At 74.1% G+C, this 12,906-nt stretch carries 13 protein-coding genes; 7 read left to right on the top strand and 6 right to left on the bottom strand.

What is annotated here, in order from left to right; genetic code table 11:
• Nucleotides 1–181 precede the first annotated feature (181 nt).
• On the bottom strand, nt 182–1,333 hold the full coding sequence (gene cbiE, locus AB0J55_RS33965; protein WP_364257947.1) for a precorrin-6y C5,15-methyltransferase (decarboxylating) subunit CbiE: 1,152 nt from the start codon (nt 1,331–1,333) through the stop codon (nt 182–184).
• Between the two features lie 67 nt (nt 1,334–1,400).
• Between cbiE and AB0J55_RS33970 the strand changes: the two genes are divergently transcribed.
• The 5 genes from AB0J55_RS33970 (at nt 1,401) to AB0J55_RS33990 (ending at nt 6,737) form a co-directional block, all read left to right on the top strand.
• Nucleotides 1,401–3,350, top strand: a complete 1,950-nt coding sequence (locus AB0J55_RS33970) for a putative cobaltochelatase (RefSeq protein ID WP_364257950.1) — start codon at nt 1,401–1,403, stop codon at nt 3,348–3,350.
• Nucleotides 3,350–3,964, top strand: a complete 615-nt coding sequence (gene cobO / locus AB0J55_RS33975) for a cob(I)yrinic acid a,c-diamide adenosyltransferase (protein ID WP_364257953.1) — start codon at nt 3,350–3,352, stop codon at nt 3,962–3,964. Before AB0J55_RS33970 ends, cobO begins: the two co-directional genes overlap by 1 nt.
• Complete coding sequence (locus AB0J55_RS33980) at nt 3,958–5,289, top strand: cobyrinate a,c-diamide synthase (protein WP_364257956.1); 1,332 nt, start codon at nt 3,958–3,960, stop codon at nt 5,287–5,289. The genes cobO and AB0J55_RS33980 overlap by 7 nt, the downstream gene beginning before the upstream one ends.
• Complete coding sequence (gene cobC, locus AB0J55_RS33985; protein WP_364257959.1) at nt 5,282–6,298, top strand: Rv2231c family pyridoxal phosphate-dependent protein CobC; 1,017 nt, start codon at nt 5,282–5,284, stop codon at nt 6,296–6,298. The genes AB0J55_RS33980 and cobC overlap by 8 nt, the downstream gene beginning before the upstream one ends.
• Nucleotides 6,299–6,380: 82 nt before the next feature.
• Entirely contained in the window at nt 6,381–6,737 is a 357-nt protein-coding gene (locus tag AB0J55_RS33990; RefSeq protein ID WP_364257962.1) for a VOC family protein, read from the top strand.
• Here AB0J55_RS33990 and AB0J55_RS33995 read toward each other — a convergent pair.
• From AB0J55_RS33995 to AB0J55_RS34015, 5 genes are all read right to left on the bottom strand, one after another.
• Complete coding sequence (locus AB0J55_RS33995) at nt 6,721–7,407, bottom strand: YafY family protein (protein ID WP_364257965.1); 687 nt, start codon at nt 7,405–7,407, stop codon at nt 6,721–6,723. The genes AB0J55_RS33990 and AB0J55_RS33995 overlap by 17 nt on opposite strands.
• 32 nt (nt 7,408–7,439) lie before the next feature.
• On the bottom strand, nt 7,440–8,180 hold the full coding sequence (locus AB0J55_RS34000) for an adenosylcobinamide-GDP ribazoletransferase (RefSeq protein WP_364257968.1): 741 nt from the start codon (nt 8,178–8,180) through the stop codon (nt 7,440–7,442).
• Nucleotides 8,177–8,695 (bottom strand): hypothetical protein, encoded by a 519-nt coding sequence (locus tag AB0J55_RS34005; protein ID WP_364257971.1) that lies wholly within the window; start codon nt 8,693–8,695, stop codon nt 8,177–8,179. Before AB0J55_RS34005 ends, AB0J55_RS34000 begins: the two co-directional genes overlap by 4 nt.
• A gap of 131 nt (nt 8,696–8,826) precedes the next feature.
• Nucleotides 8,827–9,840, bottom strand: a complete 1,014-nt coding sequence (gene cobT / locus AB0J55_RS34010; protein WP_364257974.1) for a nicotinate-nucleotide--dimethylbenzimidazole phosphoribosyltransferase — start codon at nt 9,838–9,840, stop codon at nt 8,827–8,829.
• Nucleotides 9,841–9,854: 14 nt separating this feature from the next.
• On the bottom strand, nt 9,855–10,457 hold the full coding sequence (locus AB0J55_RS34015) for a bifunctional adenosylcobinamide kinase/adenosylcobinamide-phosphate guanylyltransferase (RefSeq protein WP_364257977.1): 603 nt from the start codon (nt 10,455–10,457) through the stop codon (nt 9,855–9,857).
• Nucleotides 10,458–10,492: 35 nt separating this feature from the next.
• Between AB0J55_RS34015 and AB0J55_RS34020 the strand changes: the two genes are divergently transcribed.
• A complete protein-coding gene (locus AB0J55_RS34020) occupies nt 10,493–11,416 on the top strand; it encodes a cobalamin biosynthesis protein (protein WP_364257980.1) in 924 nt (307 codons plus the stop codon).
• Complete coding sequence (locus tag AB0J55_RS34025; RefSeq protein WP_364257983.1) at nt 11,413–12,894, top strand: cobyric acid synthase; 1,482 nt, start codon at nt 11,413–11,415, stop codon at nt 12,892–12,894. Before AB0J55_RS34020 ends, AB0J55_RS34025 begins: the two co-directional genes overlap by 4 nt.
• Nucleotides 12,895–12,906: the final 12 nt, after the last annotated feature.

Here is a 12,906-nt window from a genome sequence, read left to right on the forward strand (position 1 = left end):
CGGCGGCTCCACGGTCGTCGGCACGCACCGCGGGCCTCGGCCAGGCGCGGGCCTGCCGTCGCCGCATGGTCCGGGCCGTCCGTGGCCGTCGGTCGCCTCGCGGCCATCGGCGGTCGCCCGGGTTCGGGTGCAGGCCGCGGTGCCCGGCCTCGGCAGGGCGCAGCCGCCGTCGAGCCGCCGGTCATCGGTTGCTCCACTGGGTCACGACCCGCGCCGGGGTCCAGCCCGTGAAACCGCCCAGCGGCGCCGCCCTCTCCACGCCGATCCGCAGCAGCTCCCCTCCGTGCTCCTCGTAGGCGCGCGCCAGGACCTGCTCGGCCTCCAGCGTCACCCCGTGGGCCACCACCCGCGCGCCTGTCGCCAGGCACGCGTCCAGTACGCCGGGCGCCGTCACGCCGCCTCCGATGAAGACCGCGTCCGGGGCCGGGAGCGCGCTCAGCGCCTCCGGTGCTTCCCCCGTCACCACCTCCAGTTCCGGTACTCCCAGGTCCAGTGCGTTCCGCCCGATCCGTTCCGCCCGCTCCGCCGAGCGCTCGATCGCGACCGCGCGGTTCAGGCCGTTCAGCCGCGACCACTCGATGCCGACGCTGCCCGCGCCCGCGCCGACGTCCCACAACAGCTCGCCGGGACTCGGCGCGAGGCGGGCCAGCGCCGACACGCGGAGGTCGCGTTTGGTCAGCTGCCCGTCGTGGGCGTACACGTCGTCCGGGATGCCGATCAGCGGCAACGCCGGACCCGCGCACGCCAGCGCGAACACCGTCAGCGGACCGGGATCGCCGGTCCAGCCGTCGGAGACGCGCTCGTCGGGCCCGCCCAGGTTCTCCAGCGCGATCAGCTCACTCTCGCCATAACCCCGCACGGTGAGCAGGGAGCGCAGAGCCGGCGCGTCGGCACCCAGGACGAGCACCCGCCGGCGCGGCGCCAGAACCCGGGCGACGCGGGCCGACGACCGGCCGACGATGGTGACCACCTCGGTCTCCTCGGCGGACCAGCCCAGCCGTGCCCGGGCCAGTGTCACCGACGAGAGCGCGGGCAGCGCCTCGACCTCGTATCCATGGGCCACCAGTGTGGCACCCACCCCCGACAAAAACGGATCTCCGCTGGCCAGGACGCAGATCCGGGCGCCTTCGTGCTCGGCGATGACCGCGTCCAGCCCGGGCAGCAACGGCGTCGGCCACGCCTGCGCCGGAACCCCCTCGGGCAGGTATTCCAGCTGCCGTGGCGCGCCCAGCACGACGTCGGCGGCGAGCACCGCGGCCCTGGCCTGCTCCGACAGCCCGGACCAGCCGTCGGCCCCGATCCCGACGACCGTCAGAGGTGATTTTTCGCGCACGATTTCCCACCCTAAGCGAGCCGGGCGCTGTGCGATGATCGGCCGGTCGCCGACCTCAGGAGCGCTGTTGAAGCCGTACCCGTTCACCGCCGTCGTCGGGCTGCCCGACCTGCGCCTGGCGCTGGTCCTCTCGTCGATCTCACCCGCCGTCGGCGGGGTGCTGGTGCGCGGCGAGAAGGGCACCGCGAAGTCGACCATGGTCCGCGCGCTCGCCGGCCTGCTGCCCAGGGTCGACGTCGTCGACGGCTGCCGGTTCTCCTGCGATCCCGCCGCCCCCGACCCGCTCTGCCCGGACGGCCCGCACGACGGCGCGAAGAGTCACCGGCGCCCGGCCAAGCTGGTCGAACTCCCCGTCGGCGCGGCCGAAGACCGCGTGATCGGCTCCCTGCACCTGGAACGCGCGCTCGCCGAAGGCGTCACGGACTTCCAGCCCGGCCTGCTCGCCGCCGCGCACCGCGGCCTGCTCTACGTCGACGAGGTCAACCTCCTGCACGACCACCTCGTCGACACGCTCCTGGACGCCGCCGCGATGGGCCGCGCGACCGTGGAGCGCGAAGGCGTCTCGGTGTCGCACGCGGCCCGGTTCGTGCTGATCGGCACCATGAACCCCGAGGAAGGGGAGCTGCGGCCGCAGCTGCTGGACCGGTTCGGGCTGACCGTCGAGGTCGCCTCCAGCCGCGACCCGGAGCAGCGCGTCGAGGTCGTCCGGCGCCGGCTGGCCTACGAAGCCGATCCGGACGCCTTCGCCGCGCAGTACGCCGACGAAGACGCCCAGCTCGCGGCGGACATCGAAGCCGCGCAACGGCTCCTGCCCGCCGTCAAGCTTCCCGACGAGGCGCTGCGCCAGATCGCGGAGGTCTGCGCGTCCTTCGAGGTCGACGGCATGCGCGCGGACATCGTCACCGCGCGCGCCGCGGTCGCGCACGCGGCGTGGGCCGGCCGCGACGAGGTGACCACCGACGACGTCCGCGTCGCCGCCCGGCTCGCGCTGCCGCACCGCCGCCGTCGCAACCCCTTCGACGCCCCCGGCATCTCGGAAGAGCAGCTGGAGCAGGCCCTGCAGGACGCGCAACCGGATCCGGGACCCGAAGACGACGGTCCCGGCTCGGGGTCGACGCCGCCGGAGGCGCCCGAACCGCCGCAGGGCAGCGAAAACGCGCCGCAGGGCGAGCCGCAGCAGGGCGCGGGCGGGCAGCAGAAGACCGTCGGCGCCGGCGAGACGTTCAAAGCCCGCGTCTTCCGCGTCAAGGGCATGGGCGAAGGCGCGCGCGGACGCCGTTCGCGTGCGATCACCGACAGCGGCCGGACCATCGGCGTCCAGCCGCCGAGTGTCCACGAAGGACGGCCGCACCTCGTCGCGACCGTCAAAGCCGCGGCGCCGCACCAGAAGGCCCGTGGCCGCAACGGCGCCGGGTTGAAACTGCGGCCCGAAGACGTCCGCTATGCGCTGCGCGAAGGCCGTGAGGGCAACCTCGTGCTGTTCTGCGTGGACGCGTCCGGCTCGATGGGCGCCAAGGCGCGGATGCGCGAGGTCAAGTCCGCGGTCCTGTCCCTGCTGCTCGACGCCTACCAGCGCCGCGACAAGGTCGGGCTCGTCACCTTCCGCGGCGCCGCCGCCGAACTCGCCCTGCCGCCGACGATCAGCGTCGACGCGGCCGCGTCCCGCCTCGAAGGCCTCCCGACCGGCGGCCGGACGCCCCTGGCCGAGGGACTCCTGGAGGCGGCGCGGGTGCTGCGCGTCGAGGAAATCCGCGATCCCCGCCGCCGTCCGCTGCTGGTCGTCGTCACCGACGGGCGCGCCACCAGCGGACCGGACGCCGTCGTGCGCGCCCGGGCCGCGGCCGGGCTCCTGGCCGGTGTCACGACGATCGTCATGGACTGCGAGAGCGGCAAGATGCGGCTCGGGCTGGCCGCCGACCTCGCCGCCCACCTCGGCGCGGAACACGTGCCCCTCGCCGACGTCGCCGCCGAAGCGCTGGCCGGCGCCGTCCGCGCCCGGACCGGAAAGGCCGCCTGATGCCCCAGGGCAAACCCTCGGCAGTGCCGGAAGACGGCCTGACCACGCGCCAGCGGCGCAACCGCCCGCTGCTCGCCGTGCACACCGGCGAGATGAAGGGCAAGTCGACGGCCGCGTTCGGGATGGCGCTGCGCGCCTGGAACCAGGGCTGGTCGATCGGGGTGTTCCAGTTCGTCAAGTCGGCGAAGTGGCGCGTGGGCGAGGAAGCCGCGTTCCGCGCGCTGGGGAAGCTGCACGACGACACCGGCCAGGGCGGGCCGGTCGAGTGGCACAAGATGGGCGAAGGCTGGAGCTGGGCGCGCAAGTCCGGCACCGAAGAGGACCACGCGTCGAACGCCCGTGAGGGCTGGGCGGAGATCAAGCGCCGCCTCGCCGCCGAAACGCACGACTTCTACGTCCTCGACGAGTTTTCCTACCTGCTCAAGTGGGGCTGGCTCGACGTCGACGACGTGGTGTCCACTTTGGTCTCGCGGCCGGGGCACCAGCACGTCGTCATCACCGGCCGGTACGCGCCGCCGGAGCTCGTCGAGGCCGCCGACCTGGTCGCCGAGATGACCAAGGTCAAGCACCCGATGGACGCCGGCCAGAAGGGCCAGCGGGGGATCGAGTGGTAGCGCGCGTGGTCGTCGCCGCGCCCGGATCCGGGCACGGCAAGACCACGATCGCCGCCGGGCTGATGGCGGCGCTGCGCGCGGCCGGTCGTCGCGTGTCCGGGCACAAGATCGGGCCGGACTTCATCGATCCGGGCTATCACGCGCTCGCCACCGGCCGTCCCGCGCGCAACCTCGATCCCTTCCTCCAGGGCGAGGAACGGCTGGTTCCGTTGCTGCGGCACGGTTCCCGCGGCGCCGACATCGCCGTGATCGAAGGCGTGATGGGCCTGTTCGACGGGGCGCTCGGCACCGAGGGTTACGCCTCGACTGCCCACGTGGCCCGGGTGCTGGACGCGCCGGTGGTGCTGGTCGTCGACGCCTCGGCCGCCTCGCGCAGCGTTGCCGCGACGGTGCTCGGCTTCGCCCACTACGACAACCGCGTGCGGCTCGCCGGGGTCATCCTCAACAAGCTGGGTTCGCAGCGGCACCGCGACGAAATCGCGTCGGCGCTGGAAGCCACGGGTGTCCCGCTGCTGGGGGCGTTGTACCGCAACGAAGAAATCCACGCGCCGAGCCGGCACCTCGGGCTCGTTCCGGCGGCGGAACGGGCCGCGGAGGCGCGGGACGTGCTGCCCGCGCTCGCGGCCTGGGTGCGGGAAGGTGTTGACCTGGAAGCGATCGTGCGGATCGCGTCGGCCGCTCCCCGGCTTTCGGCGCCGCCTTGGGAACCGTCCGGTGTAGACGGTCCGCCGGTGACGGTCGCGGCCGCCGGCGGGCCGGCGTTCACCTTCCGCTACACCGAGAACGTCGAGCTGCTGGCCGCGTGCGGGGTCGAGGTCGTGGACATCGACCCGCTGCGGGACGAAGCACTGCCCGACGGGTGCGCCGGGCTGTACTTCGGCGGCGGGTTCCCCGAGGTGCACGCGGCCGAGCTGTCGGCGAACACGGCGTTGCGTTCTGCGGTGGCTTCGGCGATCGGGCGCGGGATGCCGGTCAGCGCCGAATGCGCCGGTCTGCTGTACCTGTGCCAGTCCCTGGACGGCGTGCCGATGGCCGGCGTGGTGCCCGCGGACGCCAAGATGACCGCCCGCGGCAAGCTGGGCTACCGGCGTGCGGTCGCGGTCGAAGACAACCTCCTGGCCGCGGCCGGCCAGCGCGTCACCGGGCACGAGTTCCACCGCACCGAGGTGACGCCGTCCCACGGCGCGCCGGCGGCGTGGGGCTGGGACCGGCAGCTGGACGGCTTCGCGTCGCCGACGTTGCACGCGTCCTACCTGCACGTCCACTGGGCGGGGTACCCCGAGCTGGCCCACCGGTTCGCGGCGCGGGTGCGGGCCCGTGGCTGACTACGACCTGCACCACCACGGCGACCGCGAGGTCGGGCCCGGGCTGGTGGACCTCGCGGTGAACGTCCGGCTGCCGCGGCCGCCGGAGTGGCTGCGGCGGGAGCTGGTGTCCGCTGTGGACTCATTGGCCGCCTATCCGTCCACTGTGGATGCTGTGCGGGCCGTGGCCGCGCGGCACGGCCGTGCTCCGGAAGAAGTCCTGGTCACTGCGGGCGCCGCGGAGGCGTTCACGCTGCTGGCGTCGGCGTTGCGGCCGCGGCGGGCGGTCGTTGTGCACCCGCAGTTCACCGAACCGGAGGCCGCGTTGCGAGCCGCCGGGCACGCGGTCGAACGCGTGCTCCTGTCCGAAGCAAACGGTTTCGTGCTCGATCCGGCGCTGGTTCCGTCCGATGCGGATCTCGTGTTCGTGGGCAACCCGACCAATCCGACATCGGTGCTGCACCCGGCTTCGGTGCTGCGCTCCCTGGCGCGGCCCGGGCGGCTGCTGGTGGTCGACGAGGCGTTCCTCGACGCGGTTCCCGGCGAGACCGAGAGCCTGGCGGCCGGGCACCCGGGGGTCGTCGTGCTGCGCAGCTTGACGAAGACGTGGGGCCTGGCCGGGCTGCGGGCCGGGTACGTGCTCGCTCCGGCGGACGTCGTCGAGCGGCTGCGCGCGGTGCAGGTGCCGTGGTCGGTGTCCACGCTGGCCGGGGTGGCGACGGTGGCGTGCTGCCGTCCGTCCGCTTTGGAGGAAGCGGAAAAGCTGGCGGTGACGGCGGAAGCGGACCGCGAGTACCTCGTGTCCGGCCTCGGTCGCCTCGGCGTTCCGGTACTGGGCGACCCGCGAGGGCCGTTCGTGCTGATCCGGGTTCCGGACGGCGCTTCGGTACGGGCGCGGCTGCGCGAGGCGGGTTATGCGGTCCGTCGCGGGGACACGTTCCCCGGGCTGGGGCCGGATCACCTGCGCCTGGCGGTGCGGGACCGTGCCGTCACCGACGGGTTTCTGACCGCGCTGCGGAAAATCTTGTAAACACCGACAGGGGGTTGTCGCTGCCGCCGCCGAGAGTGGGTGTCGACCGGGAAACGCCCGGCGAGGCAGCGAAAGGACCACCATGCCCGGATTCAACGACGTCGCCTGGTTCGAGATCGGCACCCCCGACCCGGCGGCCGCCGAACGGTTCTACGGCGAGGTCTTCGGCTGGACCGTCGCGCAGGACGAAACGGCGAGCACCGATTCTGCGTACCGCGTGATCAACACCGGTGGTTCGCGCGGCGGGCTGGCCACGGTTGCCGAGGACTACGCGGTGTTCACTGTGCTCGTCGAGGACGTCGACGCGACCTGCCGCCGGGTCGAGGAGGCCGGCGGGCAGGTGCAGCGGCCACCGACCGTCAACCCCGTCGGCGTGAAGTTCGCCCACCTGCTCGACCCGGCGGGCAACCACTTCTCGGTGTTCACCCCGCCAAGGTGAGCGGCACGGCGTCGCCGGACGGGATGTCGAGGTCCTCGGGCTGCAGCCGGCGCGGCGGAGGCACCTCGGCGGTCACGGTGAACGACGCGATCCGGTCCGTGCGGAAGGCCCGGATCGCCCCGCGCAGCCGGCACCACGCCACGAGGTACCAGTGCTCGGGCTTGCCCACGTACCCCAGCGGCTCGATCTCCCGGCGGGTGATGGTGCCTTCGCGGTCGGCGTACCGGATGCGCAGGACACGGCGGATGCCGAGCACGTGCGGCATCGGCGGTATGGGACCGTCGCCGAGCAGGTGGACGCAGGTGGCGAGGTCCCGCGCCATGGCGGCGTCCTCCTGCCGCATCGCCGCGACGAGCTTGCGCAGCGCCGAGCGCCCTTCCGCCCGGAAGGGGGTGCCGTCGAGGTGTTTCAGGGCGAGCGCCATGGCGACGGCCTCGGCGGGCGTCAGGTTGACCGGCGGCATGGTGTGGGCCTTGTCGAGGCAGTACCCGCCGGTGCGGCCGGTCTCGGCGTAGATGGGCACGCCGGACTGCTGGAGCGCGCTGATGTCGCGTTCGACGGTGCGGACGCTCACCTCGAACCGGGCCGCGAGCCAGCGCGCACTGCGCGGGCGAGGCGACACGGCACGGAGTTCCTCGACGAGGGCGTAAAGACGATCAGTCCGGTTCACGCGGCCGACTGTAGGAGGCAGGTACGACAGTTTCAGACGAGCGCCAGCAGCGCGGCGGCGACGGCGGCTTCGACACCGGCGCCCAGGACGTCGCCGGTCACGCCACCGAGGCGTCGGGTGCACCGGAGGAGAAGGGCGCCGGCGGTGGCGTAGGCGAGGAGCACGGCGAGCGGCCCACGCCACCACGGAAGCCCGGGAAGCAGGGCGGCGAGCCCGGCAGCGGCCACCCCGACGGCAACCGCGGCGACGCGCGGAACCGAGCCGGCGACGGTGGCACCGAGGCCTTCGGGCCGGGCGGAGGGCACGCCACGCGCGCACGCCATCGAGAGGGTGCACCGCCCAATGAGAATCGCGGCGGCCGCGGTGAAGGGCCCGGCGGCGGTGAGCGCGCCGACCTGGAGGAGGAGGACGAGAACGAGGGTGGCAACCCCGGTGGGCCCGGAGTCACCGCGGCGCATGACGTCGAGGGCCTTGGCGCGATCGTAGGAGGCACCGAGCCCGTCGGCGGTATCGGCAAGCCCATCGAGGTGAAGCCCCCGGCTTCCGAGCGCAACGACCCCCACCGCGAGGGCGGCGGCGGCCAGAGCCGGAACGCCGAGCCCCGCGCCGGCGGCAACAACGACCCCGGCGGCCACGGCCAGCGGAAGAGTGGCGAGAGGAGCGAGCAGCATGGCACCACCGGCAACCCGCCGGTCGATGATTTGAGGGGCGGGGACGGGAACGGTGGTCAACGTCCCCACGGCCATCCGCACGGAGTCGAGCGCGCGGCTCATGCGGCGTTGCCCGTGCAGTCGCCCGGGCGCGGCTGACGCGGCCCCGCGGGCGGCCGGCGGGTAGTGCGCCCGCTGGGCAGCCAGCCTGCAGCCTCGTACCGCTGCCGGGGTGCCTCGTGCTGCGGTTTGGCCGCCTTGCGCTGCAACCCGGCGCCTTCGTGCCACCGTTGGGCGGCCTCGTGCTCCAACCCGGCAACCTCGTGTCGCAACTCGGCCACCTCTCGCTGCGCGGCTGCCGGTTTGCGCCGCAACCCGGCGCCCTCGTGCTGCGGGCCGACCACCTTGTGCCGCAATCCGGCAGCAGTCTCGGGCCGCCGCTGGGCCGCCTGTTGGTGCGAGCCGGCCGCCTTGCCCTGCAACCCGGCAATCTCGTGCCGCGACCCGGCTGCCTCGCCCTGCGAGGCAGCCGGCTTGCGCCGCAACCCCGCTGCCTCGTGCTGCAGTTTGGCCGCCTTGCGCCGCAACCCCGCACCTTCGCGTCGCTGCTCGAGCGCGTGGTGCTGCGAACCGGCCACCCTATGCCGCAACCTCGCAGACTCGGGCCGCTCCCCGGCCCCCGCGCGCTCCGACTCCGCCCGGCGCCACCCAGACCCGTGCCCACCCCACCGGATCCGCGACCGCTGCCGACCGGCCCCGCACCCGATCCTCATGCCAAATCGGCCAGCAGGCCCATATCGGCCAAAATGGCGCGTGCCGCCCGCAGTGTCGGCACCGCCTGGACCGCCCCGCTGCCCTCACCGAGCCGCAGGCCGAAGTCCAGGATCGGCTCCAGCCCCAGCGCCTTCAGCGCAAACGCCTGCGAAGGCTCCGTCGATCGATGGCCGGCCAGCCACCACTGCTCCGCACCCGGGGCGATGTCCCGCGCCACCAGGGCCGCCGCGCCTGAAAACACCCCGTCCAGCAGCACCGGGATGCCCAGCACCGCCGCCTCGACCAGGAAGCCCGTGGTGGCCGCCAGGCAGGCGCTGCCCAACGCCGTCAGGCGCTCGAACGGGTCCTCCGTCCGGCCCGTCGTCCGCGCCAGGGCCGCCGCCACCGCGGCCGTCTTGCGGTCCAGGGCCGCCGCGTCGATGCCCGTGCCCGTGCCGACCACCTCCGTCGCCGGCAAGCCCAGGGACGCCGCCACCACGGCCGCGCACACCGCCGTGTTGCCGATGCCCATGTCGCCCGGGATCAGCACGTCCGCCTCGCGCTCCTCCAGCGCGATCGCCCGGCCCGCCTCGAACGCCGCCTGCGCTTCGCCCGGGAGCAATGCGTCCTCGACGTCGATCGAACCCGAGCCCCGGCGGATCTTGTGGGCGGTGACCGCGGGCGGGATGTCCGTTCCGTCCCAGTCGACGGCGATGTCGGCGACCCGCACCCGCGCACCCACCTGGGCGGCCAGCACGTTCACGCCGCTCTTGCCGGCCAGGAACACCCGCACCATCGCCGCCGTCACCTCGCGCGGGTACGCCGAGAGCGCCGACACGCCGTGGTCGCCCGCGAACACCACCACCCGGACGTCGTCCAGCGGCCGCGGCGGGACGGTTCCGTGGGCCGCGGACAGCCAGGCGGCGATCTCCTCCAGCCTGCCCAGCGCGCCGAGCGGCTTGACCAGGCCGTCGAGCCGCTCCAGCGCGGCGGTGCGGGCGGCAGGGTCGGGCACGGGTACGTCGAACACGGGCGCCTCCTGGGCTACAGGTCGAGCGCCCGGCCCGCGACGACCAGCACCACCCGGTCGGCGTCGGCGGACACCCGGTTGTTGAGTGCGCCCAGCACATCACGGAACAGCCGTCCGGACGACGTTGCGGGCACCACACCGCTGCCGACCTCGTTGCTGACCGCGACCACCGGCACCCGCGCCGCCGCCCACGCGGCGAGGAAGTCCTCGAGCCGGTCGTCCAGGCGGTGCTCCCAGCCCGGCTTCTGCCGCCACGCGCCGACGTCGTCCAGCACGCGGGACAGCCACGTGCCGAGGCAGTCGATCAGCAGCGGCTCGGTCGCGCTCCGGAGGATGCCTGCCAGGTCCGTGGTCTCGACCGTCTTCCAGTTCGCCGGCCGCCGGGCCTGGTGCGCGGCCACCCGCGCGGCCCATTCGGGATCGTCCTCGCCCGCGGGCAGGCCGGGCGCCACGTAGACGAGGTGCGCGTGGCGGGCGACGAGCCGCTCGGCGTGCCGTGACTTCCCCGAGCGGACCCCGCCGAGGACCAGCACCTTGCCTTCGTCGCGCCCGTACCGGCGGAGGGCGCGAGCCAGGGTTTCCAGATACCCGGCGAGCCGGTGGGTCAGCTTCGTCATACCGGCATTCTGGTGCACGCGCTACCGTGCGCCACGTGCCACTCCGTCTAGGGACAACCACGGCCGGACTCGTGACCGGATACGTAACCGACGCTCTGTTCGGTGACCCCCGAACGGGGCACCCGGTCGCCTTGTTCGGTACCGCCGCGGGCCGCCTGGAACACCGTCTGTGGGCGGACTCGAAGCCGCGCGGAGCCGCGTACGCGGCGTTGTGCACCTTCGGCGCTGTAGGCCTCGGCGTCGCGCTTCAGACGGCGACGCGGCGACGCCCCTTCGCCCGTTTCGCGACCACGGCTGTCTGTACGTGGGTCGTGCTCGGCGGCCGCGGCCTCGCCGCCGAAGGCGCCGAAATGGCCCGGCTGCTCGAAGGCGGCGACGTGCCCGAAGCGCGTCAGCGGCTCTCGCACCTCTGCGCCCGCGACGCGACGACGCTCGACTCCGCCGAACTGACCCGCGCGGCCACCGAGTCGATCGCCGAGAACACCTCGGACGCCGTGGTCGCGCCGCTGTTCTGGGGCGCCGTCGCCGGGATCCCGGGGCTCCTCGGCTACCGCGCGCTCAACACCCTGGACGCCATGGTCGGCTACCGCTCGCCGCGCTACCGCCGCTTCGGCTGGGCCGCGGCGCGGGCCGACGACGTCGTCAACCTGGCGCCGTCGCGGATCGGCGCCGCGCTCACGGCGCTGTGCGCGGGGAGCCGGGCGCGGGCGGCCTGGCGGATGTGGCGCCGCGACGGCGGGCGGCACCCCAGCCCGAACGCGGGCCAGGTCGAGGCCGCCTTCGCGGGCGCGCTCGACGTCCGGCTCGGCGGGACGAACAGCTACGGCGGCGAGGTCGAGAGCCGGGCGCGGCTCGGTGACGGGCGCGAGCCGGAACCGGCCGACCTGCGGCGCGCGGTCCGGCTGTCGCGTCGCGTGGGGGCCGCGGCGGTCGCGCTGGCGGCGGTGGTGGCCCGATGAGCGGCCTGCTCGTCGCCGGGACGACGTCCGACGCCGGGAAGAGCCTGCTCACCGCCGGGATCTGCCGCTGGCTGGCGCGCCGGGGCGGGCGCGTGGCGCCGTTCAAGGCGCAGAACATGTCCAACAACTCGATGGTCTGCGCCGACGGCGCCGAGATCGGCCGCGCCCAGTGGCTGCAGGCCCGCGCCGCGGGTGCCGAACCCGAGGCGGCGATGAACCCGGTGCTGCTCAAGCCGGGCAGCGACCGGCGCAGTCACGTCGTCGCGCTCGGGAAGCCGTTCGGCACCCTCGAAGCGGGGGAGTACGCGACCGGCCGCGCCGGGCTGGCCGAGATCGCCTTCGGTGCCTTCGCGGACCTCAGCTCGCGCTACGACGTCGTCGTCTGCGAAGGCGCGGGCAGCCCGGCGGAGATCAACCTGCGTGGCGGCGACTACGTCAACATGGGGCTGGCGCGGCGGTTCGGGCTGCCGGTGCTGGTCGTCGGCGACATCGACCGCGGCGGCGTGCTGGCGGCGATGTTCGGCACCCTCGCGCTGCTGTCGGCCGAGGACCAGGCGCTGGTCGCGGGGTGGGTGGTCAACAAGTTCCGCGGGGACGTCGGGTTGCTGCGCCCGGGCCTGGACAGCCTCGAAAAGGTCACCGGCCGGCCGGTGCTGGGGGTGTTGCCGTGGCTCGACCGCGTGTGGATCGACTCGGAGGACGCCCTCGCGGCGGCGGGCTGGCGCCGCGAAGCGCACGGCGGTGGGCTCGGGGTGGCGGTCGTCCGGTTCCCGCGCGCATCCAACGCCACCGACGTCGACGCGCTGGCCGCCGAACCCGGGGTCACGGTGACGCTGACGGCCGACCCCGACGTGGTCGCGGCGGCGGACGTGGTGGTGCTCCCGGGCTCGCGCGCAACGGTGGGTGACCTGGCCTGGCTGCGCGACCGCGGCCTCGACACGGCGGTCGCCTCCCGGGCGGCGGCCGGCCGTCCGGTCCTCGGCATCTGCGGGGGTTACCAGATGCTCACGCAGTCCATTGTGGACGAGGTCGAGTCGGGTGCGGGCACGGTGCCCGGCCTCGGGTTGCTGCCGGGGAAGGTGACGTTCGCGGCGGAGAAGGTCCTCGCCCGGCCATCGGGAGCGTGGCGCGGCAACCGGGTGGACGCCTACGAGATCCACCACGGCTCGGTGACGGCGACGGACCCGGCCGAGTCCTTTTTGGACGGTGTACGCGCCGGAGCGGTCTGGGGCACGATGTGGCACGGCGCATTCGAGAACGACGCCTTCCGCCGCGCATGGCTCACCGAGGCGGCGGCGCAGGCGGGGATCGCCTGGACCCCGGCCCCGGGCGCCCCCGGCTTCGGTGAGTTGCGCGAGGAGATGCTGGACAAGCTGGCGGACGCGGTGGACGAGCACCTCGACACGGCGATGCTGGGGACGCTGCTGGAGCGCGGTGCGCCGCCGGACCTGCCGTTCGTCCCGCCCGGAGCGCCTTAGCGAGCAGAGGGA

Source organism: Amycolatopsis sp. NPDC049688 (genome assembly GCF_040674975.1).
In the GTDB taxonomy this organism is placed as follows: domain Bacteria; phylum Actinomycetota; class Actinomycetes; order Mycobacteriales; family Pseudonocardiaceae; genus Amycolatopsis.

Coding starts and splice junctions, on each gene's coding strand:
- AB0J55_RS34025 (WP_364257983.1), top strand. CDS start 11,413: ATGAGCGGCCTGCTCGTCGCCGGGACGACGTCCGACGCCGGGAAGAGC.
- cobO (WP_364257953.1), top strand. CDS start 3,350: ATGCCCCAGGGCAAACCCTCGGCAGTGCCGGAAGACGGCCTGACCACG.
- AB0J55_RS33990 (WP_364257962.1), top strand. CDS start 6,381: ATGCCCGGATTCAACGACGTCGCCTGGTTCGAGATCGGCACCCCCGAC.
- AB0J55_RS34000 (WP_364257968.1), bottom strand. CDS start 8,180: ATGAGCCGCGCGCTCGACTCCGTGCGGATGGCCGTGGGGACGTTGACC.
- AB0J55_RS34015 (WP_364257977.1), bottom strand. CDS start 10,457: ATGACGAAGCTGACCCACCGGCTCGCCGGGTATCTGGAAACCCTGGCT.